Raw genomic sequence first — 26,249 nt, forward strand, 5'->3', positions numbered from 1 at the left:
GTCCGGGGCACAACCCCGCCCGAGTTCCGGGCCGCAACCCCGCCCGGGTCCGAGGCACAACCCCGCCCGGGTCCGGGCCGCAGCCCCGCCAGGGTCGAGGCACAACCCCGCCCGGGTTCCGGGCCGCAGCCCCGCCCGGGTCCGAGGCACAACCCCGCCCGGGTTCCGGGGCGCAGCCCCGCCAGGGTCCGGGCTGCAGTCCCGTGCGGGTCGTCCGGGGCACAACCCCGCCCGGGTTCCGGGCCGCAACCCCGCCCGGGTCCGAGGCACAACCCCGCCCGGGTCCGGGCCGCAGCCCCGCCCGGGTCGAGGCACAACCCCGCCCGGGTTCCGGGCCGCAGCCCCGCCAGGGTCGAGGCACAACCCCGCCCGGGTTCCGGGCCGCAGCCCCGCCCGGGTCGAGGCACAACCCCGCCCGGGTTCCGGGCCGCAGCCCCGTGCGGGTCGTCCGGGCCGCAGCCCCGCCAGGGGTCCAAGGCACAACCAACCCCGTGCGGGTCCGGGGCACAACTCCGCCCGCGAGTCCGGGCCGCAGCCGCATGCGGGCTTCCGGGCCGCGGCCCCCGCCCGGGTCCGGGGCACCACCCCGCCAGGGGTCCGGGGCACAACCCCACCGGGGTCCAAGGCGCAGCCCCACCGGGGTCCAAGGCACAACCCCGGCGGGGTTTCGGGCCGCAGCCCCGTGCGGGGTTCCGAGGCGCAGCCGCCGCAGGCCTGGGGCGGAGCCCCGCCGCGGGTCCGGGGCGGAGCCCCGCCAGGGGTCCGGGCCGCAGCCCCGCAGGGGTTCGGGGCACAACGGGGCGCGGTCCCGGGCCGCTTGGGGCCGCAGGCGTAGGCCTTGGGGATTCCTGGTCGCCATCTGCTCGTTACCGGCGATTCAACGTCGCTTGCGAGCATCACAGGATGCAGCCCGCCATCCGCACCACCCTCCAGCGGCCCGACCTGCCGGAACGGCATCGCGCACGGGAGAATGGAAGACGGAATGCCGTGCCGGATCCGGAGAAGGGCTCGCTCCCATGGCCTCGATGAATTTTCCCGCAGAAGCCGCCGCCAGCGCGGGGGACGGTGCCGTGGCTGCCTACCGCCCCCGCGTCGTGCCCGACCTGGTGTCGGACATTCCTGATGTGCCGGAGGGCGCCGGTGGCGGCGCCGGGGCCGACGAGGACACCGCCGAGCTGCCGCAGGGCCGGTTCCTGGACCGTGAGCAGAGCTGGCTGGCCTTCAACGAACGGGTGCTGGAACTCGCCGAGGACCCGGCGACCCCGCTCCTCGAACGCGCCAACTTCCTGGCGATCTTCGCGAGCAACCTGGACGAGTTCTTCATGGTCCGCGTGGCCGGCCTGAAGCGCCGGATCGCGACCGGGGTGGCGACCCGCTCGGCGTCCGGCCTGCAGCCGCGCGAGGTGCTGGCGAACATCCTGTCCCGGTCCCGGGAGCTCATGGCCCGCCATGCCGCCACCTTCCAGAACGACGTGGCGCCGCAGCTGGCGGAGGCGGGCATCCACATCATCCGGTGGGCCGAGCTCACCGACAAGGAGCAGGCCCGGCTCTTCACGCTGTTCCGGCACCAGATCTTCCCGGTGCTGACCCCGCTGGCGGTCGATCCGGCCCACCCGTTCCCGTACATCTCCGGTCTGTCGCTGAATCTCGCCGTGACCGTACGCAACCCGGTCTCCGGCCACGACCACTTCGCCCGGGTCAAGGTGCCGCCGATCCTGTCCCGTTTCCTCGAAGCGAGCCCGCAGCGGTTCGTGCCCCTCGAAGACGTCATAGCGGCGCATCTGGAGGAGCTGTTCCCGGGGATGGAGGTCATGGACCACCACATGTTCCGGGTCACCCGCAACGAGGACCTGGAGGTGGAGGAGGACGACACCGAGAACCTGCTCCAGGCCCTGGAGAAGGAGCTGCTGCGGCGTCGTTTCGGCCCGCCGGTCCGGCTGGAGGTCGAGGAGTCGATCTCGCCGAGGGCGCTGGACACGCTGGTCCACGAGCTGAAGATCGAGGACGCCGAGGTCTACCCGCTGCCGGGCCCGCTGGACCTGACCGGGCTGTTCTCGATGGCCGGGCAGGACCGGCCGGAGCTGAAGTACACCAAGTTCGTGGCGGGCACCCACCGCGATCTGGCCGAGGTGGAGTCGGCGCACGCGCCGGACGTCTTCGCGGCCCTGCGGGAGCGCGACGTCCTGCTCCACCACCCGTACGACAGTTTCTCGACGTCCGTACAGGCCTTCCTGGACCAGGCCGCCGCCGACCCGGACGTGCTGGCGATCAAGCAGACCCTGTACCGCACCTCCGGCGACTCCCCGATCGTCGACGCGCTGATCGACGCCGCCGACGCGGGCAAGCAGGTGCTGGTCCTGGTGGAGATCAAGGCCCGCTTCGACGAGCAGGCCAACATCAAGTGGGCCCGCAAGCTGGAAGAGGCCGGCTGCCATGTGGTGTACGGCCTGGTCGGGCTCAAGACGCACTGCAAGCTGTCGCTGGTCGTCCGCCAGGAGGGCGACACGCTGCGCCGCTACAGCCACGTCGGCACCGGCAACTACCACCCCAAGACCGCCCGGCTGTACGAGGACCTCGGCCTGCTGACCGCCGACCCGCAGGTCGGCGCGGACCTGTCACACCTGTTCAACCGGCTGTCGGGCTACTCGCGCCGGGAGACGTACAACCGGCTGCTGGTCGCCCCGCGCAGTCTGCGGGACGGGCTGATCGCCCGGATCATGAAGGAGATCGACCACCAGCGGGCGGGCCGCCCGGCCTCCATCCGGATCAAGGTCAACTCGATCGTCGACGAGGCGCTCATCGACGCGCTCTACCGGGCCTCGCAGGCCGGCGTGCCCGTGGACATCTGGGTGCGCGGCATCTGCGCCGTACGGCCGGGTGTGGCAGGGCTGTCGGAGAACATCCGGGTGCGCAGTGTGCTCGGCCGGTTCCTGGAGCACTCCCGGGTGTTCGTCTTCGGCAACGGCGGCGAGCCCGAGGTCTGGTTCGGCAGCGCCGACATGATGCACCGCAACCTCGACCGCCGTATCGAGGCGATGGTGCGGGTCGCCGACCCGGCCCACCGTACGACGCTCAACCGCCTGCTGGAGATCGGGACTTCGGACACCACCTCGTCCTGGCACCTCGGCCCGGACGGGAACTGGACGCGGCACAGCACCGATGCCGACGGACGTCCGCTGCGCAACGTCCAGGAGATGCTCATCGACGCCCGGAGGCGCCGGCGTGGCCCAGCGACACCATGACACCGCGTTGGCCGGCCCGCTCGCCGGGCCGGCCGGCACGCCCGCCGCGGGCGACGTGCTCACCGGCTATCTGCGGGAGCAGGCCACCGCCTTCCTGCGCGCCCTCAACGAGGAGGGGGACGACGCCACCGGACGGCAGCTGCGCCGCGCGGCCCGGCGGATCGGCGGCGCCCTGCACACCTACGGGCCGCTCGCCGATCCGGCCTGGGCCGAACCGCTGCGTGCCGAGCTCGGCTGGCTGACCACCACTCTGGGCCGCGAACACCAGCATGCCGCCCGGCTGGCCCGGCTGGTCTCCGCCCTGCACCGGCTGGCCGCCTCCGAGGAGCCCGGGGACGGGGCCCTGGCGATCGGCGCGGCCCGCGCCGGGGCGCTGCTGGAGCGCCGGCTGACGCTGGCCAGGACCCGGGCCCACTCGGCGGCCCTGCAGGCGATGGGGTCGTCGCGGTTCCACGCGGTGGCCGACGCGGTGGCCGTGATGGCCTCCGACGTGCCGCTGGCCCCGGCCGCCCGCGCCCCCGCGCCCGAGGTGCTGCCCGCGCTGACCGGCCAGGCCCACGCCCGCCTCGCCGACGCGGCCGAGGCCCTGCCGCTGACCCGGGCCGCACAGCCGTACAACGGCGGCCCGCTGTGCGCCGCCCTCGCCGCCGAGCCCCCGGCCGACCGGCAGGACGCCCCCTGGCACCGGGTCCGTACCCTGCTGCGGCTGAGCCGCTACGCCCGCGAGGTGTGCCCCCACGACGACGGGGAGCCCGAGGCACGACCGTCCGCGCTCGCCCGGATACTGCAGCAGCACCACGAAGCCGCGGAGGCCGCCGCCGCCGTGACCGCCGCGGCCCAGACCCCCCGGATAGCGCCGGCGACGGCGTACGCGCTCGGCGTCCTGCACGCGGACCAGCGGCAGGAGACCGAGCAGGCCCGTTTCGCCTTCGCGCATCTGTGGCTGGGTACCGGTTCCGCCTGAAGGGAGCACTGCCATGGACACCGCACGTAACAGGGCGGGCGACACCGCGACCGCCCCCGTTCTCGCCGCGGGCGCGGTCCTGTGGCGCCGCTCCCCGGTAGACGGCGGCCTGGAGATCGCCCTGGTCCACCGGCCCCGCTACGACGACTGGTCCCACCCCAAGGGCAAGCTCAAGCCCGGCGAGAGCGCGGCCGCGGCCGCGCTGCGCGAGGTCAAGGAGGAAACCGGTCAGGACTGCCTGCTCGGCGACCCGCTGCCGTCCGCCTACTACCTGGTGGCCGGGCGGCCCAAGCATGTGCGGTACTGGGCGGCCGAGGCGACCGGCGGCGGTTTCACGCCGAACCACGAGGTCGACCGGGTCGTCTGGCTGCCCCCGGTGGCCGCCCGACACCGGCTGACCCACGAGCGGGATCGTCCGCTCATCGACGCCTTCATGCGTCATTCTGGACAAAACGCCCACTGATCGGAATCCACAGGCTGGGCTACCGCACTGATATGCGAGGTTCACCCCCCGTTCACCCTGTCCCATCGGGCGCTTCATCTGATCTGCCTAATTTCGGCCTTACCGGTGAACAGCAACGGACACCGGAGACGCAGGACCCCTACATCTCTGCTTCGCCGTCCCGGCGGGCTCTTGGGAAGGAAACACCGAAGGTGAAGCTTCAGCGTAAGAGCGGCGTGCGCGCCCTGACCGTCGGCACGGTCATGATTTCCGGTGCGCTGCTCCTCACGGCGTGCGGCTCGGACGACAACAACAACGCGAGCGACGGCGCCAGCAAGTCGTCCTCGTCGTCCAGCAGCATCAAGTGCGCGGACAAGGGCGGTCAGATCCTCGCCTCCGGCTCCTCCGCCCAGCAGAACGCCATGGACCTGTGGGTCAAGAACTACCAGGCGGCCTGTTCCGGCGCGACGGTCAACTACAAGGCCTCGTCCTCCGGTGAGGGCATCATCGACTTCAACCAGGGCACCGACGCCTTCGCCGGCTCCGACTCCCCGCTGAAGCCCGAAGAGGTCACCGCCTCCAAGGCCATCTGCAAGACCGGCACCGGCATCAGCATCCCGCTGGTCGGCGGCCCGATCGCGATCGGCTACAACCTCTCCGGTGTCGACAACCTGGTCCTGGACGCGACCACGATCGGCGAGATCTTCAACTCGAAGATCACCTACTGGGACGACGCGGCCATCAAGAAGCTGAACGACAGCGCCACCCTGCCGCACACCAAGATCCAGGCCTTCCACCGCCAGGACGAGTCCGGCACCACGGACAACCTCACCAAGTACCTGAGCACCGCCGCCCCCAAGGCCTGGCCGTACGAGCACGCCAAGGCCTTCGCCGGCAAGGGCGGCCAGTCCGCCGCCAAGTCGGCCGGCGTCGCCGCCCAGGTCAAGCAGACCAACGGCGGAATCGGCTACTTCGAGGTCTCCTACGCGACCGCGAACAGCATCAAGACCGCCAAGGTCGACACCGGCGCCTCCGCCCCGGTCGAGGCCACCGCCGCCAACGCCTCCACCGCGATCGCGCAGGCCAAGGTCGTCGGCACCGGCTCGGACCTCTCCCTGGACCTGGCCTCGGCGTACACCACCAAGACCGACAACGCGTACCCGATCACCCTGGTGACGTACGAGATCGCCTGCGACAAGGGCAACAAGGCGGCCACCCTGCCGCTGACCAAGTCCTTCCTGACCTACATCGCCAGCGAGGATGGCCAGAAGGTCCTGCCCGACGCCGGCTACGCCCCGCTGCCGGACGAGCTGGCCACCAAGGTCCGCTCCACCATCTCCTCGCTCTCCTGAACCACCGGCCGGCCCGCGGTCCTCACCGACCGCGGGCCGGCCACCCATCCGGTGCACCGCCGCCGGGGGAGCCATCCCCCACCCAGACCGGAGAAATCCCCCAATGGACATAACCGCACAGCCCTCAGCCCCTCCACCCCTGGCGGAGAAGAACACCAGGGGCGGTGACCGCACGGTCACCCGCGCGGGCGACCGGATCTTCTCGGGCCTGTCCCGGGGATCCGGCATCCTGCTGCTGGTGATCATGGCCGCCATCGCGGTCTTCCTCACCTACCGCGCCGTCGGCGCCATCGCCAAGGACCACGGCAACTTCCTGACCACCTTCGAGTGGAACGCGAGCGCCACCCCGCCGGTCTTCGGCATCGCGGTCCTGGCCTACGGCACCGTGGTCAGCTCGGTCATCGCCCTCGCGCTGGCGGTCCCGATCTCGGTGGGCATCGCGCTGTTCATCTCGCACTACGCGCCGCGCCGGCTCGCCACCCCGATCAGCTATGTGATCGACCTGCTGGCCGCCGTCCCGAGCATCATCTACGGCCTGTGGGGCGCCCTCTTCCTGGTGCCGCACCTCATCGGCCTCAACGAGTGGCTCGACACATACTTCGGCTGGACCGTGATCTTCGACTCCAGCAACCCGCAGGCCGCCCGCTCGCTGTTCACCGTCGGCATCCTGCTGGCGATCATGATCCTGCCGATCGTCACCAACGTCAGCCGCGAGGTGTTCAACCAGGTCCCGAGGATGCACGAGGAAGCCGCCCTGGCCCTCGGCGCGACCCGCTGGGAGACCATCCGCCTGTCGGTGCTGCCCTTTGCCCGTTCCGGCATCATCTCCGCCTCGATGCTCGGCCTCGGCCGCGCCCTCGGCGAGACGATGGCCGTGGCCACCGTGCTGTCCGCGTCACCGCAGCTGACCGCGCACATCCTGGACCCGGCCGGCGGCACCTTCTCGCAGAACATCGTCGCCAAGTTCGGCGAGGCCGACCAGTTCGGCCGTGACGCGCTGATCGCCTCCGGCCTGGTGCTCTTCGTCATCACCCTGCTGGTGAACGGAGCCGCCCGGATGATCATCGCCCGCCGCAAGGAGTACTCGGGGGCCAACGCATGAGCGACACCGTGATCGACCAGGCCCCCGCGGCGGCCGTGCCGCAGGGCTCCCTCTCCCACCGGCGCCTCCCGCGCTGGGCACCGGCCGCGATCGCCGCAGGCTCGATCGCGCTGGGCATCGGCATCGGCCTGGGCGCCGGGCTGAACAGCAGGATCCAGTGGGGCCTGATCGCCCTGGCCCTCTTCGTCGGCGGTACGTACGCGATCACCGCCCGCGTCGAAGGCGGCCGCCAGGCCAAGGACCGGGTCGCCACCAGCATGGTGTGGGCCTGCTTCGTGCTGGCCGCCCTGCCGCTGTACTCGCTGCTCCAGACCACCATCAGCAAGGGCGTCAAGATCCTCGACGGCGCCTTCCTCGGCCACTCCATGAACGGTGTGCTGACCCTCTACCCCGGCGGCGGCGTCTACCACGCCATCATCGGGACGCTGGAGCAGGTCGCCATCGCCACCCTCATCGCCGCCCCGATCGGCCTGCTCACCGCGATCTACCTGGTCGAGTACGGCAAGGGCAAGCTCGCCAAGGCGGTCACCTTCTTCGTCGACGTCATGACGGGTGTCCCGTCCATCGTCGCCGGTCTGTTCGTCCTGTCGTTCTGGATCCTGGGACTCGGCTTCGGCTACTCGGGCTTCGCCGGCGCGCTGGCACTCGCGATCCTGATGATGCCGGTCGTCGTACGCTCCACCGAGGAGATGCTCAAGCTCGTCCCCAACGAGCTGCGCGAGGCATCGCTGGCGCTGGGCGTCCCGAAGTGGCGCACCATCATGAAGGTCGTCGTGCCCACCGCGATCGGCGGCATCACCACGGGCATCATGCTCGCCGTCGCCCGTATCGCCGGCGAGAGCGCGCCGATCGCGCTGCTGGTCTTCGGCAGCAACCTGATCAACAGCAACCCCTTCAGCGGCCCGCAGGCCTCGCTGCCGTTCTACATCTTCCAGCAGTACCAGAACGGCAACGAGCCCAGCTACGACCGGGCCTGGGCGGCGGCACTCGTACTGATCGCCTTCGTGATGATCCTGAACATGGTGGCCCGCGGCATCGCCCGCTGGAAGGCCCCCAAGACCGGTCGCTGACGCGACCACCCAGACAGCGACCGGATTGAGAGCAACACCATGGCCAAGCGAATCGACGTGAGCGGTCTCTCCGCTTACTACGGCACCCACAAGGCGATCGACGACATCTCCATGACCGTCGAGCCGCGCACCGTCACCGCCTTCATCGGCCCCTCCGGCTGCGGCAAGTCGACGTTCCTGCGCACCCTGAACCGTATGCACGAGGTCACCCCCGGCGGCCGCGTGGAGGGCAAGGTGCTCCTGGACGACGAGAACCTCTACGCCTCCGGCGTCGACCCGGTCGCCGTGCGCCGCACCGTCGGCATGGTCTTCCAGCGCCCGAACCCGTTCCCCACCATGTCGATCTACGACAACGTGGCGGCCGGCCTCAAGCTCAACGGCGTCAAGAAGAAGCGCGACCTCGACATCATCGTCGAGAAGTCCCTCAAGGGCGCCAACCTCTGGAACGAGGTCAAGGACCGCCTCAACAAGCCCGGCTCGGGCCTGTCCGGCGGCCAGCAGCAGCGCCTGTGCATCGCGCGCGCCATCGCCGTCGAGCCCGAGGTGCTGCTGATGGACGAGCCGTGCTCCGCGCTCGACCCGATCTCCACCCTCGCCATCGAGGACCTGATCGGCGAGCTCAAGGAGAAGTTCACGATCGTCATCGTCACGCACAACATGCAGCAGGCCGCGCGGGTCTCCGACCGCACCGCCTTCTTCAACCTCGCCGCCGTCGGCCAGCCCGGCAAGCTCATCGAGATCGACGACACCGAGCGGATCTTCTCCAACCCCTCCGTGCAGGCCACCGAGGACTACATCTCCGGCCGCTTCGGCTAGGCCGGCCCCGTACTCGTCCTGCGGTGCTGCATGGCGGTGCCACCGCACGGCGAAAGGCCCGCCCCCTGTGCAGGGGGCGGGCCCGTTTGCTGTCCGGCGGAGCCGGCCCCGGCCGGAAGCCGGCTCAGCCGGAAGCGGCCTCAGCCAGTGGCTGCCTCAGCCGAAGACCAGATGCGTGACCCCGTACACCAGCGCGGCCACACACCCGGCGGCCGGCATGGTGATGAACCAGCCCATGACGATGTTCTTGGCGACACCCCAGCGGACCGCCTTGACCCGCTTGGTCGCGCCGACGCCCATGATGGCCGAGGTGATCACATGGGTCGTGGAGATCGGCGCCTTGAAGACGTACGACGTCACATAGAGGATCGACGAGGCCGTGGCCTCCGCCGCGAAGCCCTGCGGCGGATCCAGCTCGATGATCTTCCGGCCCAGCGTGCGCATGATGCGCCAGCCACCGGCGTACGTACCGAGCGACAGCATCGCCGCACAGGCGAACTTGACCCAGACCGGAATGCCGTCGCCCTGCTGGGCCCCGCCGATGGTCAGCGCCATGACCACGATGCCCATGGTCTTCTGCGCGTCCTGCAGACCGTGGCCGAGCGCCATCGCCGCGGCCGAGACGGTCTGGGCGATCCGGAAACCGCGCTTGGCCTTGTGCGGATTGGAACGGCGGAAGAGCCACATCACGCCGACCATCACCAGATAGCCGACCACCAGACCGACCACGGGCGAAATGATCATCGGAAGGATGATCTTGTCCAGGACGCCGTTCCAGTAGACCGTGCTGGAGCCGGCCAGCGCCGCGCCCACCATGCCGCCGAAGAGCGCGTGACTGGAGGACGACGGCAGACCGAAGTACCAGGTGCTGAGATTCCAGACGATCGCCCCGACCAGGGCGGCGAACAGGATGATCATGCCCTGCTTGCCGGTGGGGGTGTCGATGATGCCCTTGCTGACCGTGTGGGCGACGCCACTGCCCGCGAAGGCACCGATCAGGTTCATCACCGCCGCCATCGCCAGCGCGGCACGCGGGGTGAGGGCCCGGGTGGACACCGAGGTCGCGATGGCGTTCGCGGAGTCGTGGAAGCCGTTGGTGTATGTGAAGAAGAGCGCGACGCCGATGACGACGACGAGTGCGAAGGTGTCCACGCCGGTCAGGACTCCTTGACCGCGATGGTCTCCACCGTGTTGGCCACGTGCTCGAAGGCGTCCGCCGCCTCTTCCAGGACGTCCACGATCTGCTTGAGCTTGAGCACGTCCATGGCGTCGTACTTGCCGTTGAACAGGTGCGCCAGCAGCTTGCGGTGGATCTGGTCCGCCTGGTTCTCCAGCCGGTTGACCTCGATCCAGTACTCGGTGAGGTCGGTCATCGTGCGCAGGTTGGGCATGGCCTCGGCAGTCAGCTCCGCCGCCCGCGCCAGCACCTCGATCTGCTGCTCGACACCCTTGGGCAGTTCCTCGACCTGGTAGAGGACGACCAGGTCGACGGCCTCCTCCATGAAGTCCATGATGTCGTCGAGCTGCGAGGCCAGGGAGTAGATGTCCTCCCGGTCGAACGGCGTGATGAAGGACGAGTTCAACTGGTGGAAGATCGCGTGGGTCGCGTCGTCACCGGCGTGCTCCGCCGCGCGCATGCGCTCGGCGATCTCGGTACGCGTGGCCGCATCGGCTCCGAGCAGTTCCATGAGGAGCTTCGATCCTGTGACGATGTTGTCCGCTGACGCGGCGAACATGTCGTAGAAGCTCGTCTCCCTGGGGGTCAGACGAAAGCGCACGTGAAGTCCTCGGCTACTGGCTGCTGGCTACATCGGGGGTCGGTCGCAATTGATGCTAGGTGCATCATCCGGCCACTGCTGACCGGCGCCATACAGTGTCGCTCATCGTCCGACGTGCTCCCCACAGGGGGCACCTCGCACAATGGGCCGAATTCGGTACGATATATCCTGGCTATACCCTGGAGGGGTATACCGGGGCAGGAGGGACGGGTTATATGACCGCCACCGAGGTCGGCGCCGAACACCACGGCTCACACGAAACTCATGAGTCTCACGGGTCCCATGGGTCTCATGGGTACAGCAAACAGAAGGACCAGCACCTCAAACGGCTGCGCCGCATCGAGGGGCAGGTCCGCGGCCTCCAGCGCATGGTCGAGGAGGACGTCTACTGCATTGACATCCTTACCCAGGTATCGGCGGGCACAAAGGCCCTGCAGGCCTTCGCTCTCCAACTCCTGGAGGAGCACCTGCGGCACTGCGTCGCCGACGCCGCCGTACGAGGCGGCCCCGAGGCCGACGACAAGGTGGCGGAGGCCACCGCCGCGATAGCCCGGCTGCTGCGGACCTAAAGGCTGTCCCTGTCGTACGGATCCCCGCGGCGCTCGACATTGAGCACCTCGTCGATCCGGGCGGCGCTGAGCCGCTCCTCGGCGGCGGCGGACGCCGCGATCATCAGCTCACCGCACAGCTCGATCTCCGCGAGAGCCACATGGTCCTGCCCCAGAACCGTCCGGGATCCGGTCGACAACCCCACGCGCACCACCTCCTCCCCACCCCAGCGTAGGGAAGGACCCACACTCCGTGCATGACACGGACGGGCCATTCGGGGTGGCCTACTTTGTCGCGGCCGTGCTCGCCGCGGCCCCGGTCGCCGCGGCCGTGCCCGCCGCGGAAACGATCTTTCCCCGGTAGATGGCGCCCCGGTCCGGCAGTACGACCCGCACCGGCGACCCGAACGCGGAGAAACGGGTGGTGGAGACCACCTCGGCACCGTTGGTGAAGGTGAACCGCTGCCGCAGTTTGCGCAGCCGCCCCCGCTCGTCCAGATACGCGTCGAAGGGCACCACGGTCACCGTGAACCCGCGCGCCGCCGCGCGCAGCGGCCCCCGCGAGCCCGCCGAGGCGTCCCGCGCCGCCCGCGCGATGTCCGTCACCCCCCGGAAGTGCCGCACCCGCGCCCCGTCGAGGGTCTCCTCCCCGAGGTAGGAGACCCGGCGCGCCCCACGGCACAGCTCGGCGGCGGCGAGCGGCTCGGTGGCCCCACCGGTGACCAGGTTCCCGTCGGACAGCCGCGTGGTGTCCACCCGCACCCACTTGCCGTCGGGCACACCCTCGCCGCGGTTCTTCATGTAGAGGGCGCCCGAGACCATCAGCTCGGTGATCGGCGGGTGCTCCGGGTCCCCCGCGGCGTCCACCGGCAGCACCACCGTGAGGCTGCCGCGATGCCGGGCGAAGTCGAAGCCCCCGCTGCCGGTGACCGAGACCCTCGTACCGCCGCTGGCCATCTCCATGGACGTGGCGACGCGGGCGCTGCCCGACCGGACCAGTACATCGGCGGCCCGCCGCACAGCCTCCGTACGATCCGGCTCGGCGGCCTGGCCGGGGGCGGAGCAACCGCAGAGCGCCACCGCGCCCAGACCCAGACCGAGCCCGAGACCCGCAGCCGCGGCGGTCCCGCGCGTCCGCTGCCCCATCTCCGCCAACTCCCTGCAACTTCCGGCACCTCGGACCTCGTTCGGCATAACGACGACCGGGGTCCGTCGTCACGGCCTGGCCGGTACCGTTGATTGCGTGCTCAACCAGCCTTCCGCAGCCCATCGCACGACCACCGTCGAAAAGGGCCACTTCACCCACGCCACCTGCGCCTGCGGCTGGCGCGGGCCCGCCCGCCGTGCCCGCGACCGGGCCCGGCGGGACGCGGCGGAGCACACCGGAAACTGACCGGGGCACACGGCGGCGCACGGGGCGGACCGCCTCAGGCCGCCAGATCCTTGTCGTACGCGGTGGGCTCCGGATACGGCTCGCCCTCGGGCTGCCGCACCCGCCGGGGCGAGCACACGAGCCAGCCCGCCCGGGACGACCGGGCGACCGCCGTGGTCAACGGGGTGAGCAGCGCCATCGCCGGCGGGGCGAGCAGCAGCGCCACGGCCGTGCCCAGCGCGAAGCCGCCGATGACGTCGGTCGGGTAGTGGACGCCCATGTAGACGCGGCAGAAGCCCTCCGCCAGCGCCACCCCGATCGCGACCAGTCCGAGCCCGCGGCTGACCAGAAACAGCCCCACCGCGACCGCCATCGTCAGGGTCGCGTGATCGCTGACGAACGAGAAGTCCGTCTTGCCCTTGATCAGGACATCCAGCCCGTCATGGTCGACGAAGGGCCGGGGCCGCTCCACGAACCCCCGCAGCGGAATGTTGAGCAGCAGCGCGATACCGGCCGCCAGGCCGGACCACAGCACACCCGCCACCGCCACCGGGGCCTCCGGGGCACGCCGGGCCACCCGCCACCAGCACCAGCCCCCGAGCAGCACCATCAGCAGGATCAGCCCGTACTCGCCGACGAACTCCATGCCCCGGTCGAACCACGCGGGGGTGCCCTTCGCCAGGCCGTTGATGTCACGCAGCAGACCGACATCGGGGTTCGAGCCGTCAAGCGTGAGCTCTGCCATCGGTGATGCCCCTCACTGTCCGTACCGCCGTCGCGCTGCAACCCCCGTCGCGTCCCGCTCCTCACGCATACACATGCGTCCGGGGCCATTCTCCCCGGACAACGGCGCACACGGTACGTGGCGTTCCGGTCTCCACCGGATGATCACCAGGAAGTTACCGAAGGGAGACCGGCGTCACGCGCTCGCGTCCGCATCGGCCGACGGCAGCGCCGCCGCCCCCTCCTGGGTCACCCGGGTCGCACCGATGTAGTCCGCTGTGTCGATCTTGTCGAAGCGAATGACCGCGCCGGTGTGCGGGGCGTTGATCATATAGCCACCGCCGACGTAGATCCCGACATGGTGGATGGTCCGCGGATCGTCCAGGTCGTACGCGAAGAACACCAGATCCCCCGGGGCCAGCTCGTCCCGGCTCGGATGCGGCCCCGCGTTCCACTGGTCGTTCGCCACCCGCGGCAGCTCTATGCCCACCGAGCGGTACGAGGCCTGCGTGAGCCCCGAGCAGTCGAACCGCCCGTTCTGCGCGGCCGTGCCGGTGCCGCCCCACAAGTACAGGGTGCCCAGCTTCTTCTGCGCGTAGTAGATGGCCCCGGCCGCCTGCCGCGACGCCGCGACCGTGGCCTTCGGCGCCTCGAAGCTCTTCGCCAGGGTCATGATGCTCTTTACGTAGTTCCTGGTCTCGGCGATGTCCGGCACCCCGCCCGCCCTGATCACCCGGTACGCGCCCGCGTTGTAAGCGGCCAGCATGTTCTCGGTCGGATCGCCGGGCACGTCCTTGACGTACTGCGCCAGTTCGCAGTCGTACGACGCCGCCGAGGGGATCGCGTCGGCCGGGTCCCACACGTCCTTGTCGCCGTCACCGTCACCGTCGATGCCGTGCGTCGCCCAGGTGCCGGGGATGAACTGCGCTATGCCCTGCGCCGAGGCGGCACTGCGGGCCTTCGCGTTCCACCCGCTCTCCTGGTAGAGCTGCGCCGCGAGCAACGGGGGACTGATGGCCGAACACAGACTCCCCCACTGCTGCACCATGCCCGAGTACGCCGCCGGCACCGCGCCCTTGGCCAGGGAGTGCACACCACCGGTCAGGCTCGCCGCCGCCGAGTACGTGCCGACGACCAGCAGCGCGAGGAAGGAGAAGAACACCCCACCGGCCACGCCGGTGGCGACCCAGGCCTTGCGCGCGGCCTTCATCATCCGGTCCCCTTCTGTGCGTACTGGGTGTACAGACACGGGTGGTGACGGCGAGTCGGCCCCCGGAAAGCGCCCGGTAAAGCATCACCACTCATCGCCGCCCCCAATCGTTGCCCTGCGGTCACGCGCGTGATACACAGAGTAGTCATCCAAGTCCCATCGAACACCGGTCCGTGCGACAGTCCGACCAGTCTGACGTCTGCGGCGGTAATCACACGAGGTAATCGGCTGAGAAAGTCGCCGAGTCGACATCCGACGGCGGCATCCTCCGCCAAGATAGACCTTGGCTCCTTGCGCCCCGGCGAGGAGACCAACTGATCTAGCGTGGTGGTGAGTTCTCATGTTCCTGGCAGCCGAGAAGGGCGACATCAACACCATCATCGGTGGTATCGCCCCGGACTGGGGTCCCTTCGGTTCCCTCGGGAACGAAGCGCGCGTGATGATCGAGGTGGTGATGGCAGTGGCGATCCTGCTCTGTCTGGCCATCGCGATCTGGGGCGCGGCAAAGCAGCGGATCGGCGCGACGGCGCTCCGCGACACCTTCAGCGCCGAGCAGGGCAAGGGGTTGATCATCGCCGGACTGACCGGCGTGTTCATCATCGGTTCCCTCGGCACGCTGTTCACCATCGTCTACGGGATGGCGGTCTAGCCAGGCCCCGACACGACACAGCGTCTCCCAGCCACTGTCCCCTACCTTGGTTATGTCCCCAGGGCCCGTCCCGGCCCACATCCCCACCCGAGGCTGCGTGCTGATGCCCACTCACCCGAGCAGCGATACCGGACCCGACCGCGGTTCCGCCCTGCCCTTCTCGCGTGAGGGGGCGACAGCGCGATGAGCCCCGGCCACGACGGGCCGCCGACCACCCGCACCCGGTTCCCCGAGGGCCAGGCCGGCCCCGGCGGCACCGCCGCCCGCCGCCCCGCCCGCCCGGGCCGCAGCCTGATCGCCGTCGTCGGTGTCATCGTGCTGCTCTTCGCCGCCATCGCCTTCGTCAACCGCGGCGACAGCTCGGACAACACCTCAGGCGGCAACGACTCGGGCAGCGGCGGCAAGGGGACCACCCAGTCCCAGCCCACCTCCGCCACCGGCCAGAAGCCCGTCTCCGGCTCCGACCAGGGCATCGCATCCGGCTTCGCCCGCACCTCCCAGGGCGCCCAGTCCGCCGCGGCCAACTACGCGGTGGCCCTCGGCGGCGACGGCATGTTCGACGCCCAGCGCCGGCACGCCATCGTCACCGCCATCCACGACCCGGCCGTGGTGGACCGGCTGCAGAGCAAGCTCGACAAGGCGTACTCCGCCGCCTTCCTGGAAAAGGTCGGCCTGGACCAGGACGGCTCGACTCCCAGCGGCTACACCTTCGTATCGCGCACGATCCCCGTAGGCACCAGGACCACCGGCCACAGCGGCACCACCGCCACCGTCGAGGTCTGGTGCACCGGACTCGTCGGACTGGCCGGCGAGGGCTCCACCAAGCCGGTCAGTCAGAGCTGGTTCACCATCACCGAGAAGCTGAAGTGGATCGACGGCGACTGGAAGATCGAGTCGTCCAGCCAGAAGCAGGGACCCGCGCCGGTCGCCGGCGACGAACGGGCCGCGGGCGCGGACGAGATCGCGAACGCGGTCGAGGGATACGGAGGTTTCACCTATGCCAGGTAGCCGCCATCACCACCGTGTGCTGTCGCTCGCCGCGCTTCTCGCCGGAGCACAGACCGCCTTCCTCCTGGCCGCCTCACGGGCGGTCGCCGCCCCCTCACCGTCGCCCAGTCCCAGCGCTTCCGCCGACTGCAGCCAGTTCATCGGCGTCGCCAAGGACTACTGCGAGAGCGGCAACGGCAGCAGCGGCGACACCAACAGCCTCACCGACTCCCTCGACCCGCTGGCCTCGCTCGCCCGGGGCTGCGCCGACGCCGCGTCCTGGGTCATCGGGCAGCTCTCGAAGGCGGTCACCAAGACCACCCAGGTCGACTTCACCAACGCCTCCTTCCTGCGCCAGTACGCGGTCGTCTTCGCCGCCTCCACCATCCTGACCCTGGTCCTGTGGCTGCTGGCGGTCGCCAAGCGCGCCGTGCGCGGCGTGCCGCTGACCGAGGCCCTCACCGAGGCCGTCGGCTTCCTGTGGCTGACCGTCATCGCCTCGGCCTTCACCCCGCTGATCCTCTACACCGTGGTGTCCGCCACCGACGGGGTCACCGAGGTGATCTCCTCCGGCACGTCCTCCAACACCGATGTCTTCTTCGGCTCCTTCGCCGACGCGCTGTCCGGCGAGACCGACATCGGCGGCGGCCCGATCATGCTGATCGTCGTCTCCCTCATCTCGGTGCTCGCCGCAGGCGTCCTGTGGCTGGAACTCGTCATCCGCGCCGCGCTGCTGTACGTCGGCGCGCTGCTCGGCACCGCCGTGTACTCCGGCCTGGTCGACAAGAACATGTGGCACCACGTCCGCCGCTGGGCGGGCATCATGATCGCGGTCATCCTCGTCAAACCGGTCATCGTCATCGTTCTCGGCCTGGCCGGCGCGCTCTCCTCCGACGACGGGCCGAACGCCTTCGGGGCCGTGGTCTCCGGCCTCGCGATCATCCTGCTGGCGATCTTCGCCAGCGCCATGATCTACCGCTTCGTGCCCGGCTTCGGCGACGACGTGCAGAGCCTGCGCAACGGCCGCAAGGCCAGCGGTGAGAGCCAGGCCGCCGCCGTGATCTCCTCCCCGGCGGCGCTGGTGAAGCAGGGCATCAAGACGCACAGTTCGCGCGGCGGAGCCCAGGAACAGGCCGCCTCCGGAGGTTCCGCCCAGCCCGCCAACAGCGTGGCCGGCGGCGTGGCCGCCCACAGCACCCGCGGCGGCGCCGCCGCGGCCCCCGCCGCCCCCGCACCGCGCACCACGCCGGACCGCGGCGGCAACGGCACCAGCAGCAGTAGCAAGTCCGGAGGTGACAACAGGTGACGTCCCAGCCCTACGCCGCCCCCCAGCCACGCCGTACGTATCTGATCGGCAAGGCCCGGCCGAACGCCATCGTCGGCAAGAACCGCGAGACCGGCGAGATCACCCTCATCATCGCCGGGGCCTTCCTCGGCATGATGTGCGGGCTTCTCGTCCCGATCCTCCCCCTGCGGATCCTGGGACTGACCGGCTGGCCCCTGCTGGCCTTCGCCGCGGTCTACATGCCGTACAAACGCCGCACCTTCTACCGGTGGTTCGAGATCAACCGCACCTACCGCCGCACCCTGCGCAACGCGGCCACCTACCGCTCCGGCGCCGCCGAGGCCGGCATCCGCCTCGACGGCCGCGAGATCGAGATCGGGCCGCCGCCCGGCATCGGACGCATCACCTGGCTGTCCGCACCCTTCGGCCCCGACGAGATCGCCGTGCTGCTGCACGTCGACCGCCGCACCGTCACCGCCGCCATCGAGATCGAGGGCCCCGGCGTCGGCCTGCGCGACAGCGAGGACCAGGAGGCCCTGGTCGAACGCTTCGGCACCCTCCTCAAGCACGTGGCCAACGGCGACGGTTTCGTCACCCGCCTCCAGATGCTCGCCCGCACCCTCCCCGCCGACCCCGACGCCCACGCCAAGGACGTCGCCGTACGCGGGGACGAGGGCGCCGAACGGTGGCTCAAGGACTCCTACGACCAGCTCCAGTCGATGGTGTCCACCTCCAGCGAGCAGCACCGCGCCTACCTGGTCGCCTGTATGCACTACGGCCGCGAACTCGCCGCCGAGGGCGCCGCCATCGCCCGCGCCACCGGCCTGCGCGGCAAGAACGTCGACAAGGACGCCGGGATCGCCGCCGTCATGGCCCGCGAACTCACCGACATCTGCGCCCGCCTGGCCGAGGCCGACATCCGGGTCCGCCAGCCGCTGGGCCAGGCGCGGCTGTCCTCCCTCGTGCACTCCATGTACGACCCGGACCACCCCATGGACCACATCCAGGCGATGACCCGCCGTAACGCCTGGCCCGCCGAACTCGACGCCACCGAGCCGACGTTCCTCCAGGCCAAGACCCGCGAGTCGTCCACGCGCGCCCCCTGGTGCCACTCCACCGCCTGGGTCAAGGAGTGGCCGATGACCCCCGTCGGTGTCAACTTCCTCGCGCCGCTGCTGGTCCACACCCCGGACGTCATCCGCACCGTCGCCGTCTGCATGGACCTCGAACCGACCGACGTCGCCATCGAGCGCATGCTCACCGAGAAGACCAACGACGACGCCGACGCCAGCCGCGCCGCCAAGATGAACCGCGTCATCGACCCCCGCGACGTGGCCCACCACGGCCGTATCGACCAGCGCGGCGAGGACCTCGCCTCCGGCGCCGCGGGCGTCAACCTGGTCGGCTACATCACCGTCTCGTCCCGCTCCCCCGAGGCGCTGGCCCGCGACAAGCGCACCATCCGCGCCTCGGCCGGCAAGTCGTACCTCAAGCTGGAGTGGTGCGACCGCGAGCACCACCGGGCCTTCGTCAACACCCTCCCGTTCGCGACGGGAATCCGCCGATGAACGCCCCGCAGCAGGACACCGCGCGTCAGGGCCGCCGCGATGCGCCCCTCACGCCCCCTCCCCACGGACCCACCGCCACCCGGCACCATAAGAACCACCAGAGCCCGTGCCCCCGGCGCGGGACTCGCTGACGGCCGAGGAGGCAACCCCATGGCCATGCTCGACCCCCTCGCCGCCCTCACCGACGCCTTCACCAGCTTCCTCTTCGGCAAGGTCGAGTCCACCCGCCTCCCCGTGCGTACGTCCACCGGCCAGGCGCAGGCCGTCTACCTCCCCACCGCCGCCCCCGGCCTCGGCGACTCCGGTGTGATCATCGGCCGCGAGGTCTACTCCGGCAAGGGGTACATCTACGACCCGTTCCAGCTCTACGGCCAGCAGCTGCCCGCCCCCCACTGGCTGGTCCTGGGTGAGTCCGGCAACGGAAAGTCAGCCCTCGAAAAGACCTACGTACTGCGCCAGCTCCGCTTCCGCGACCGCCAGGTCGTCGTGCTCGACGCGCAGGGCGAGGACGGCGTCGGCGAGTGGAACCTCATCGCCAAGGCCCTCGGAATACAGCCCATCCGGCTGGACCCGATGGCCGCCCTCGACGGCGGCATCAAGCTCAACCCCCTCGACCCGGCGATCACCCTCACCGGCCAGCTGGCCCTGCTCCGTACGATCATCGAGGTCGCCATGGGGCGCGGCCTGGACGAGCGTTCCGGCTTCGCCCTCAAGGTGGCGCACGCCTACGTCATCGAGACCATCACCGAGCGCCAGCCCATCCTCACCGACATCGTGGAACGCCTCCGCCACCCCATGGAGGACTCCGCCGAGTCGATGAACGTCCAGCTCGACGACGTACGCGCCTGGGGCCTGGACGTCGCCCTCGTCCTGGACCGGCTCGTCGACGGCGACCTGCGCGGGATGTTCGACGGCCCGACGACCGTCGGGATCGACCTCGACGCCCCGCTCATCGTCTTCGACCTCTCGCACATCGACCGCAACTCCATCGCCATGCCGATCCTGATGGCGATCGTCGGCGTCTGGCTGGAGCACACCTGGATCCGGCCCGACCGCAAGAAGCGCATCTTCCTGGTCGAAGAGGCCTGGCACATCATCAACTCACCCTTCGTCGCCCAGCTCTTCCAGCGCCTGCTGAAGTTCGGCCGACGGCTCGGCCTGTCCTTCGTGGCCGTCGTCCACCACCTCTCCGACGTCGTGGACGGCGCGGCGGCGAAGGAGGCGGCCGCGATCCTCAAGATGGCATCGACCCGGACCATCTACGCCCAGAAGGCCGACGAGGCACGGGCCACCGGAAGGGTCCTCGGCCTGCCCCGGTGGGCGGTGGAGATCATCCCCACCCTCACCCCCGGCATCGCGGTCTGGGACGTCAACGGCAACGTCCAGGTGGTCAAACACCTGATCACCGAGACCGAACGCCCACTGGTCTACACCGACCGGGCGATGACCCAGTCGTCGGCCGAGGCGGACGCCGAGGCCGTGGCGGAAGCGGAAGCGGAAGCCGGAGCGGTCTCGCTCAACAAACAGTTGGCCGACGACGCGGTGGCGTGATGACGACTCAGGGCCCAGGACAGCAGCAGCGCGAGGGCGGCGTCCCCGACGGCCTGATCCTGGGCGTCATCGGCTTTCTGCTCGGCATGACCGTCCTGCTGTGGACCGCCACCGGCATAGCCGGCCTGCTCTCCCACGGCTCCTGGCCCGCCAGGCTGCACTTCACCCGCACCCCGCCGGCCATGCGCCATCTCATGGGCCACCCCCACGACATCCCGGGCGCGTGGCCGGACTCCCCGCCGGACGGTCTGCCCAGCTCGGGCCTGTTCTGGGGCATCTTCATCGGACAGCTGATGGTGCTGTTCGTGGTGACCGTCTTCGCGATCGGCGTGACGACCCGCTACCGGCTGGTACGCGCCCGGCGCCGCGAAGCCACCGCGATGGCCGACGCCGCGGCAACCGCGGACGCCGGACCCGTGACGGTGCCCGTGGAACAGCCGCCCGCCACTGTGCCGTTGGCTGCGCCGCCGCCCCCGCGGGGGCCGGAAGAACCCCCGTCCCGTGCCGTCCATGCCGCCCCTGCCGCGCACGTCCCACACGTCGCACACACCCCGCAGGACCGCCTCGCGGACGCCGAACTGACGTCCACGTACGTCCTGTTCGCGGCTCCGGGCAGTGACAAGGGCAAGCGCCTTGTCCAGCCGGCCATCCTCAACGCCGGCGGCCCGGTCGTCGTCACCACAGCCGACCCCGACACCTTCCACCAGACCGTCGGCAACCGCGCCAAGCTCGGCCCCGTCCACATCTACGATCCGGCCCACCTCGTCGACACCCCCGGCCGGCTCCGCTGGGCACCGCACACCGGCTGCGACGACGTGCCCACCGCCCTGGCGGCCGCCCGGGCCCTGCTCTTCCCGTGCCGCCCGCACGCGACCGCCGACGCCGCCATGTTCGACGCCGCCGAGACCCTGCTGCGCTGCTGGCTGCACGCCGCCGCCGTCGACGGCCTCCCCTTCCGCCAGGTCCACCGCTGGGCGGGCGGCAACGGCGGCCAGGACGCCGTACGGATCCTGCGTACGCACCCCAGGGCCGCCTCCGGCTGGAGCGGCGAGCTGGAGTCCGTACTGCACGCCCACACCGACCGCCGCGACGCCGCCCAGGCCCACATCCACCGGACCCTGGAATCCCTCAACTCCGTCCACATCCGCGACGCCTGCAATCCCGGCCGTGCCGATGCCCTCGATCTGGAGTCGTTCGTACGCGAACGGGGAACGCTTTATGTCGTGGGCGAGCTCAACGAGGATCCGCGGAGCCGCCCGGGTGCGATGCCACTGCTCACCGCACTCGTCTCCAGCGTGGTCGAGCACGGCCGGCGCATGGCCGCACGGTCACCCGCCGGTCGGCTCGACCCACCAATGACCCTCGTCCTGGACGACATCGCGGCCCTCGCCCCGGTCCCCGGCCTCCCGGACCTCCTGGCCTCAGGCACCGCCCTCGGCCTGCCCACCCTGGCCGTCCTGCGCTCCCCCGAACAGGCCCGCGCCCACTGGCGTACGCCCCTGTGGCGCAGGGCCGACGCCCGGCTGATCCTCGGCCCTGCCTCCGCCCCCGCGCTCCTGGACGAGGTCCCGGACGCGATCCGGCTGCTCTGACGGCCCGGCTCCTACTGGCGTGGCAGCACCATCTCGTACTCGGTCTGTGTCTCGTCCAGCGGAAACGCCATCGTCTGCCCGGTCCGGGTGAACCCCAGCCGGCTGTAGAACGCCTGAGCCCGCGGGTTCTCGCCGTGCACCCACAGCCGCACCCGTTCGGTCTTCTGCGGCAGCTCCCACGACCAGTCGACGGCCGCTCTCAGCAACTCCTCCGCCAGCCCCGTGCCCCGGTGCTCCGGCCTCACGAACACCCCGACCAGATGTGTCTGCCGCTCTTCCTCCTCGACCAGCACCGTCACGGTCCCCACCCACTCCCCGGAACCGTCCACCGCGACGAACGCCGGGGTCTCCGCCCGGTGCCGCCACACGTCCTCGGTGAAGGCCGCCTCGGTCTCATAGGTGTTGACGAATGCCACACTGCTGGCCGGATCCTTGAGCCCGGTCAGTCGCAGATCCCTGGCGGCTTCCCAATCGTCGGGGCGCCGAGCACGTATTTCATATCCCATGCGGTGATGGTGGCAGCCGCCCGAGCCGCACCGCAACGCAAAAAAGCCTCAGCCCCCGAGCACAAGGCTCGGGGGCTGAGGCGAATGATTGTTCGGCGGTGTCCTACTCTCCCACAGGGTCCCCCCTGCAGTACCATCGGCGCTGAAAGGCTTAGCTTCCGGGTTCGAAATGTAACCGGGCGTTTCCCTAACGCTATGACCACCGAAACACTATGAAGTTAACGACCACCGGAAAACAACACGGTTCGTTACTTCAGAACTACACAGTGGACGCGAGCAACTGAGGACAAGCCCTCGGCCTATTAGTACCGGTCAGCTCCACCCCTTACAGGGCTTCCACATCCGGCCTATCAACCCAGTCGTCTACTGGGAGCCTTAACCAATCAAGTTGGTGGGAATACTCATCTCGAAGCAGGCTTCCCGCTTAGATGCTTTCAGCGGTTATCCCTCCCGAACGTAGCCAACCAGCCATGCCCTTGGCAGGACAACTGGCACACCAGAGGTTCGTCCGTCCCGGTCCTCTCGTACTAGGGACAGCCCTTCTCAATATTCCTACGCGCACAGCGGATAGGGACCGAACTGTCTCACGACGTTCTAAACCCAGCTCGCGTACCGCTTTAATGGGCGAACAGCCCAACCCTTGGGACCGACTCCAGCCCCAGGATGCGACGAGCCGACATCGAGGTGCCAAACCATCCCGTCGATATGGACTCTTGGGGAAGATCAGCCTGTTATCCCCGGGGTACCTTTTATCCGTTGAGCGACGGCGCTTCCACAAGCCACCGCCGGATCACTAGTCCCGACTTTCGTCCCTGCTCGACCCGTCAGTCTCACAGTCAAGCTCCCTTGTGCACTTACACTCAACACCTGATTGCCAACCAGGCTGAGGGAACCTTTGGGCGCCTCCGTTACATTTTAGGAGGCAACCGCCCCAGTTAAACTACCCACCAGACACTGTCCCTGATCCGGATCACGGACCGAGGTTAGACATCCAGCACGACCAGAGTGGTATTTCAACGACGACTCCACCATGGCTGGCGCCATGACTTCACAGTCTCCCACCTATCCTACACAAGCCGAACCGAACACCAATATCAAGCTATAGTAAAGGTCCCGGGGTCTTTCCGTCCTGCTGCGCGAAACGAGCATCTTTACTCGTAGTGCAATTTCACCGGGCCTATGGTTGAGACAGTCGAGAAGTCGTTACGCCATTCGTGCAGGTCGGAACTTACCCGACAAGGAATTTCGCTACCTTAGGATGGTTATAGTTACCACCGCCGTTTACTGGCGCTTAAGTTCTCAGCTTCGCCACACCGAAATGTGACTAACCGGTCCCCTTAACGTTCCAGCACCGGGCAGGCGTCAGTCCGTATACATCGCCTTACGGCTTCGCACGGACCTGTGTTTTTAGTAAACAGTCGCTTCTCGCTGGTCTCTGCGGCCACCCCCAGCTCAAGCAGCAAGTGCTATCACCGGTGATGGCCCCCCTTCTCCCGAAGTTACGGGGGCATTTTGCCGAGTTCCTTAACCATAGTTCACCCGAACGCCTCGGTATTCTCTACCTGACCACCTGAGTCGGTTTAGGGTACGGGCCGCCATGAAACTCGCTAGAGGCTTTTCTCGACAGCATAGGATCATCCACTTCACCACAATCGGCTCGGCATCAGGTCTCAGCCTCAATGTGTGACGGATTTGCCTATCACACGGCCTACACCCTTACCCCGGGACAACCACCGCCCGGGCTGGACTACCTTCCTGCGTCACCCCATCGCTTACCTACTACAGGTCTGGTCCGTCGGCTCCACCACTCCCCTCAACTCCGAAGAGATCAGGGCGGCTTCACGGACTTAGCATCGCCTGGTTCGATACTGGGCGTTTCAAAGCGGGTATCGGAATATCAACCGGTTGTCCATCGACTACGCCTGTCGGCCTCGCCTTAGGTCCCGACTTACCCTGGGCAGATCAGCTTGACCCAGGAACCCTTAGTCAATCGGCGCACACGTTTCCCACGTGTGTATCGCTACTCATGCCTGCATTCTCACTCGTGAACCGTCCACCACTGCCTTCCGGCGCGGCTTCACCCGGCACACGACGCTCCCCTACCCATCACAGCCTCCGTTGGGAGTACATGCTGCAATGACACGACTTCGGCGGTACGCTTGAGCCCCGCTACATTGTCGGCGCGGAATCACTTGACCAGTGAGCTATTACGCACTCTTTCAAGGGTGGCTGCTTCTAAGCCAACCTCCTGGTTGTCTCTGCGACTCCACATCCTTTCCCACTTAGCGTACGCTTAGGGGCCTTAGTCGATGCTCTGGGCTGTTTCCCTCTCGACCATGGAGCTTATCCCCCACAGTCTCACTGCCACGCTCTCACTTACCGGCATTCGGAGTTTGGCTAAGGTCAGTAACCCGGTAGGGCCCATCGCCTATCCAGTGCTCTACCTCCGGCAAGAAACACGTGACGCTGCACCTAAATGCATTTCGGGGAGAACCAGCTATCACGGAGTTTGATTGGCCTTTCACCCCTAACCACAGGTCATCCCCCAGGTTTTCAACCCTGGTGGGTTCGGTCCTCCACGCGGTCTTACCCACGCTTCAACCTGCCCATGGCTAGATCACTCCGCTTCGGGTCTTGGGCGCGCTACTCAATCGCCCTATTCGGACTCGCTTTCGCTACGGCTTCCCCACACGGGTTAACCTCGCAACACACCGCAAACTCGCAGGCTCATTCTTCAAAAGGCACGCAGTCACGACGCACCGAGTAAACTCGATGCGCGACGCTCCCACGGCTTGTAGGCACACGGTTTCAGGTACTATTTCACTCCGCTCCCGCGGTACTTTTCACCATTCCCTCACGGTACTATCCGCTATCGGTCACCAGGGAATATTTAGGCTTAACGGGTGGTCCCGCCAGATTCACACGGGATTTCTCGGGCCCCGTGCTACTTGGGTGTCGTACAAGCAAGCCGTACAGATTTCAGCTACGGGGGTCTTACCCTCTACGCCGGACCTTTCGCATGTCCTTCGCCTATCCATACGGTTTCTGACTCGCCCGACGGCCGGCAGACCATCGAAGTACGATCCCACAACCCCGTATACGCAACCCCTGCCGGGTATCACACGCATACGGTTTGGCCTCATCCGGTTTCGCTCGCCACTACTCCCGGAATCACGGTTGTTTTCTCTTCCTGCGGGTACTGAGATGTTTCACTTCCCCGCGTTCCCTCCACATACCCTATGTGTTCAGGTATGGGTGACAGCCCATGACGACTGCCGGGTTTCCCCATTCGGACACCCCCGGATCAAAGCTCAGTTGACAGCTCCCCGGGGCCTATCGCGGCCTCTCGCGTCCTTCATCGGTTCCTGGTGCCAAGGCATCCACCGTGCGCCCTTAAAAACTTGCCCACAGATGCTCGCGTCCACTATGTAGTTCTCAAGCAACGAACCCTCCCCCACTCCCCCCACCCAAACGGTGAGCTTCATGAGGCCG

At 68.7% G+C, this 26,249-nt stretch carries 22 protein-coding genes and 2 rRNA genes; 15 read left to right on the forward strand and 9 right to left on the reverse strand.

Going from position 1 to position 26,249, the window contains the following annotated elements:
- Nucleotides 1-1,016 precede the first annotated feature (1,016 nt).
- The 7 genes from RWE79_RS18360 (at nucleotide 1,017) to pstB (ending at nucleotide 8,988) form a co-directional block, all read left to right on the forward strand.
- Nucleotides 1,017-3,242, forward strand: coding sequence for an RNA degradosome polyphosphate kinase (locus RWE79_RS18360; RefSeq protein ID WP_475941163.1), 2,226 nt, complete (start codon nucleotides 1,017-1,019; stop codon nucleotides 3,240-3,242).
- Nucleotides 3,223-4,206, forward strand: coding sequence for a CHAD domain-containing protein (locus RWE79_RS18365; RefSeq protein WP_475941164.1), 984 nt, complete (start codon nucleotides 3,223-3,225; stop codon nucleotides 4,204-4,206). Before RWE79_RS18360 ends, RWE79_RS18365 begins: the two co-directional genes overlap by 20 nt.
- Before the next feature lie 13 nt (nucleotides 4,207-4,219).
- Nucleotides 4,220-4,669 (forward strand): NUDIX hydrolase, encoded by a 450-nt coding sequence (locus RWE79_RS18370; RefSeq protein WP_475941165.1) that lies wholly within the window; start codon nucleotides 4,220-4,222, stop codon nucleotides 4,667-4,669.
- Between the two features lie 191 nt (nucleotides 4,670-4,860).
- Entirely contained in the window at nucleotides 4,861-6,000 is a 1,140-nt protein-coding gene (pstS, locus tag RWE79_RS18375; protein WP_475941166.1) for a phosphate ABC transporter substrate-binding protein PstS, read from the forward strand.
- A 103-nt stretch (nucleotides 6,001-6,103) separates the two neighbouring features.
- Nucleotides 6,104-7,102, forward strand: coding sequence for a phosphate ABC transporter permease subunit PstC (pstC, locus tag RWE79_RS18380; RefSeq protein ID WP_475941167.1), 999 nt, complete (start codon nucleotides 6,104-6,106; stop codon nucleotides 7,100-7,102).
- Nucleotides 7,099-8,172 (forward strand): phosphate ABC transporter permease PstA, encoded by a 1,074-nt coding sequence (gene pstA / locus RWE79_RS18385; RefSeq protein ID WP_475941168.1) that lies wholly within the window; start codon nucleotides 7,099-7,101, stop codon nucleotides 8,170-8,172. Before pstC ends, pstA begins: the two co-directional genes overlap by 4 nt.
- Before the next feature lie 39 nt (nucleotides 8,173-8,211).
- Nucleotides 8,212-8,988 carry a phosphate ABC transporter ATP-binding protein PstB gene (gene pstB / locus RWE79_RS18390; RefSeq protein WP_475941169.1) on the forward strand — a complete coding sequence of 259 codons (777 nt, stop codon included), beginning with the start codon at nucleotides 8,212-8,214 and terminating at the stop codon, nucleotides 8,986-8,988.
- A gap of 156 nt (nucleotides 8,989-9,144) precedes the next feature.
- On the opposite strand, the gene RWE79_RS18395 is transcribed toward pstB, so the two are convergent.
- Both RWE79_RS18395 and RWE79_RS18400 read right to left on the reverse strand, forming a co-directional pair.
- Nucleotides 9,145-10,140, reverse strand: coding sequence for an inorganic phosphate transporter (locus RWE79_RS18395; RefSeq protein WP_475941170.1), 996 nt, complete (start codon nucleotides 10,138-10,140; stop codon nucleotides 9,145-9,147).
- A 5-nt stretch (nucleotides 10,141-10,145) separates the two neighbouring features.
- Nucleotides 10,146-10,766, reverse strand: a complete 621-nt coding sequence (locus RWE79_RS18400; protein ID WP_475941171.1) for a DUF47 domain-containing protein — start codon at nucleotides 10,764-10,766, stop codon at nucleotides 10,146-10,148.
- A 215-nt stretch (nucleotides 10,767-10,981) separates the two neighbouring features.
- Here RWE79_RS18400 and RWE79_RS18405 point away from each other — a divergent pair, with 215 nt between their 5' ends.
- The gene (locus tag RWE79_RS18405; protein WP_475941172.1) at nucleotides 10,982-11,335 is read left to right on the forward strand and encodes a metal-sensing transcriptional repressor; all 354 of its coding nucleotides are present in this window, start codon (nucleotides 10,982-10,984) and stop codon (nucleotides 11,333-11,335) included.
- Here the strand turns inward: RWE79_RS18405 and RWE79_RS18410 are convergent.
- Together RWE79_RS18410 and RWE79_RS18415 are read right to left on the reverse strand one after the other, a co-directional pair.
- Complete coding sequence (locus RWE79_RS18410; protein ID WP_475945910.1) at nucleotides 11,332-11,514, reverse strand: hypothetical protein; 183 nt, start codon at nucleotides 11,512-11,514, stop codon at nucleotides 11,332-11,334. The two genes, RWE79_RS18405 and RWE79_RS18410, sit on opposite strands and share 4 nt — an antisense overlap.
- 85 nt (nucleotides 11,515-11,599) lie before the next feature.
- A complete protein-coding gene (locus RWE79_RS18415) occupies nucleotides 11,600-12,460 on the reverse strand; it encodes an SCO4651 family lipoprotein (protein WP_475941173.1) in 861 nt (286 codons plus the stop codon).
- 97 nt (nucleotides 12,461-12,557) lie between these two features.
- Between RWE79_RS18415 and RWE79_RS18420 the strand changes: the two genes are divergently transcribed.
- A complete protein-coding gene (locus tag RWE79_RS18420) occupies nucleotides 12,558-12,707 on the forward strand; it encodes a hypothetical protein (protein WP_475941174.1) in 150 nt (49 codons plus the stop codon).
- 34 nt (nucleotides 12,708-12,741) lie between these two features.
- Here the strand turns inward: RWE79_RS18420 and RWE79_RS18425 are convergent, their stop codons facing one another.
- Complete coding sequence (locus tag RWE79_RS18425; protein ID WP_475941175.1) at nucleotides 12,742-13,431, reverse strand: phosphatase PAP2 family protein; 690 nt, start codon at nucleotides 13,429-13,431, stop codon at nucleotides 12,742-12,744.
- A 174-nt stretch (nucleotides 13,432-13,605) separates the two neighbouring features.
- Nucleotides 13,606-14,619, reverse strand: a complete 1,014-nt coding sequence (locus tag RWE79_RS18430; protein WP_475945912.1) for a C40 family peptidase — start codon at nucleotides 14,617-14,619, stop codon at nucleotides 13,606-13,608.
- 340 nt (nucleotides 14,620-14,959) lie between these two features.
- Between RWE79_RS18430 and RWE79_RS18435 the strand changes: the two genes are divergently transcribed.
- The 6 genes from RWE79_RS18435 to RWE79_RS18460 all read left to right on the forward strand — a co-directional run bounded on the left by RWE79_RS18435 (nucleotide 14,960) and on the right by RWE79_RS18460 (nucleotide 22,251).
- On the forward strand, nucleotides 14,960-15,268 hold the full coding sequence (locus RWE79_RS18435) for a hypothetical protein (RefSeq protein ID WP_018559685.1): 309 nt from the start codon (nucleotides 14,960-14,962) through the stop codon (nucleotides 15,266-15,268).
- Nucleotides 15,269-15,451: 183 nt separating this feature from the next.
- Entirely contained in the window at nucleotides 15,452-16,276 is an 825-nt protein-coding gene (locus RWE79_RS18440; RefSeq protein WP_475941176.1) for a DUF8175 domain-containg protein, read from the forward strand.
- Nucleotides 16,266-17,561: a hypothetical protein gene (locus RWE79_RS18445; RefSeq protein ID WP_475941177.1), complete on the forward strand. Its 1,296-nt coding sequence runs from the start codon at nucleotides 16,266-16,268 to the stop codon at nucleotides 17,559-17,561. The genes RWE79_RS18440 and RWE79_RS18445 overlap by 11 nt, the downstream gene beginning before the upstream one ends.
- Complete coding sequence (locus RWE79_RS18450; RefSeq protein WP_475941178.1) at nucleotides 17,558-19,108, forward strand: SCO6880 family protein; 1,551 nt, start codon at nucleotides 17,558-17,560, stop codon at nucleotides 19,106-19,108. The genes RWE79_RS18445 and RWE79_RS18450 overlap by 4 nt, the downstream gene beginning before the upstream one ends.
- A 156-nt stretch (nucleotides 19,109-19,264) precedes the next feature.
- Complete coding sequence (locus tag RWE79_RS18455; RefSeq protein ID WP_475945914.1) at nucleotides 19,265-20,659, forward strand: ATP-binding protein; 1,395 nt, start codon at nucleotides 19,265-19,267, stop codon at nucleotides 20,657-20,659.
- Complete coding sequence (locus tag RWE79_RS18460; protein WP_475941179.1) at nucleotides 20,659-22,251, forward strand: type IV secretory system conjugative DNA transfer family protein; 1,593 nt, start codon at nucleotides 20,659-20,661, stop codon at nucleotides 22,249-22,251. Before RWE79_RS18455 ends, RWE79_RS18460 begins: the two co-directional genes overlap by 1 nt.
- Nucleotides 22,252-22,262: 11 nt before the next feature.
- On the opposite strand, the gene RWE79_RS18465 is transcribed toward RWE79_RS18460, so the two are convergent.
- From RWE79_RS18465 to RWE79_RS18475, 3 genes are all read right to left on the reverse strand, one after another.
- Entirely contained in the window at nucleotides 22,263-22,757 is a 495-nt protein-coding gene (locus tag RWE79_RS18465) for a GNAT family N-acetyltransferase (RefSeq protein ID WP_475941180.1), read from the reverse strand.
- A gap of 90 nt (nucleotides 22,758-22,847) precedes the next feature.
- Nucleotides 22,848-22,964, reverse strand: a 5S ribosomal RNA gene (gene rrf, locus RWE79_RS18470).
- A gap of 75 nt (nucleotides 22,965-23,039) precedes the next feature.
- A 23S ribosomal RNA gene (locus RWE79_RS18475) occupies nucleotides 23,040-26,164 on the reverse strand.
- Between the last annotated feature and the right edge of the window lie 85 nt (nucleotides 26,165-26,249).

The organism is Streptomyces sp. RLA131 (assembly GCF_056270125.1).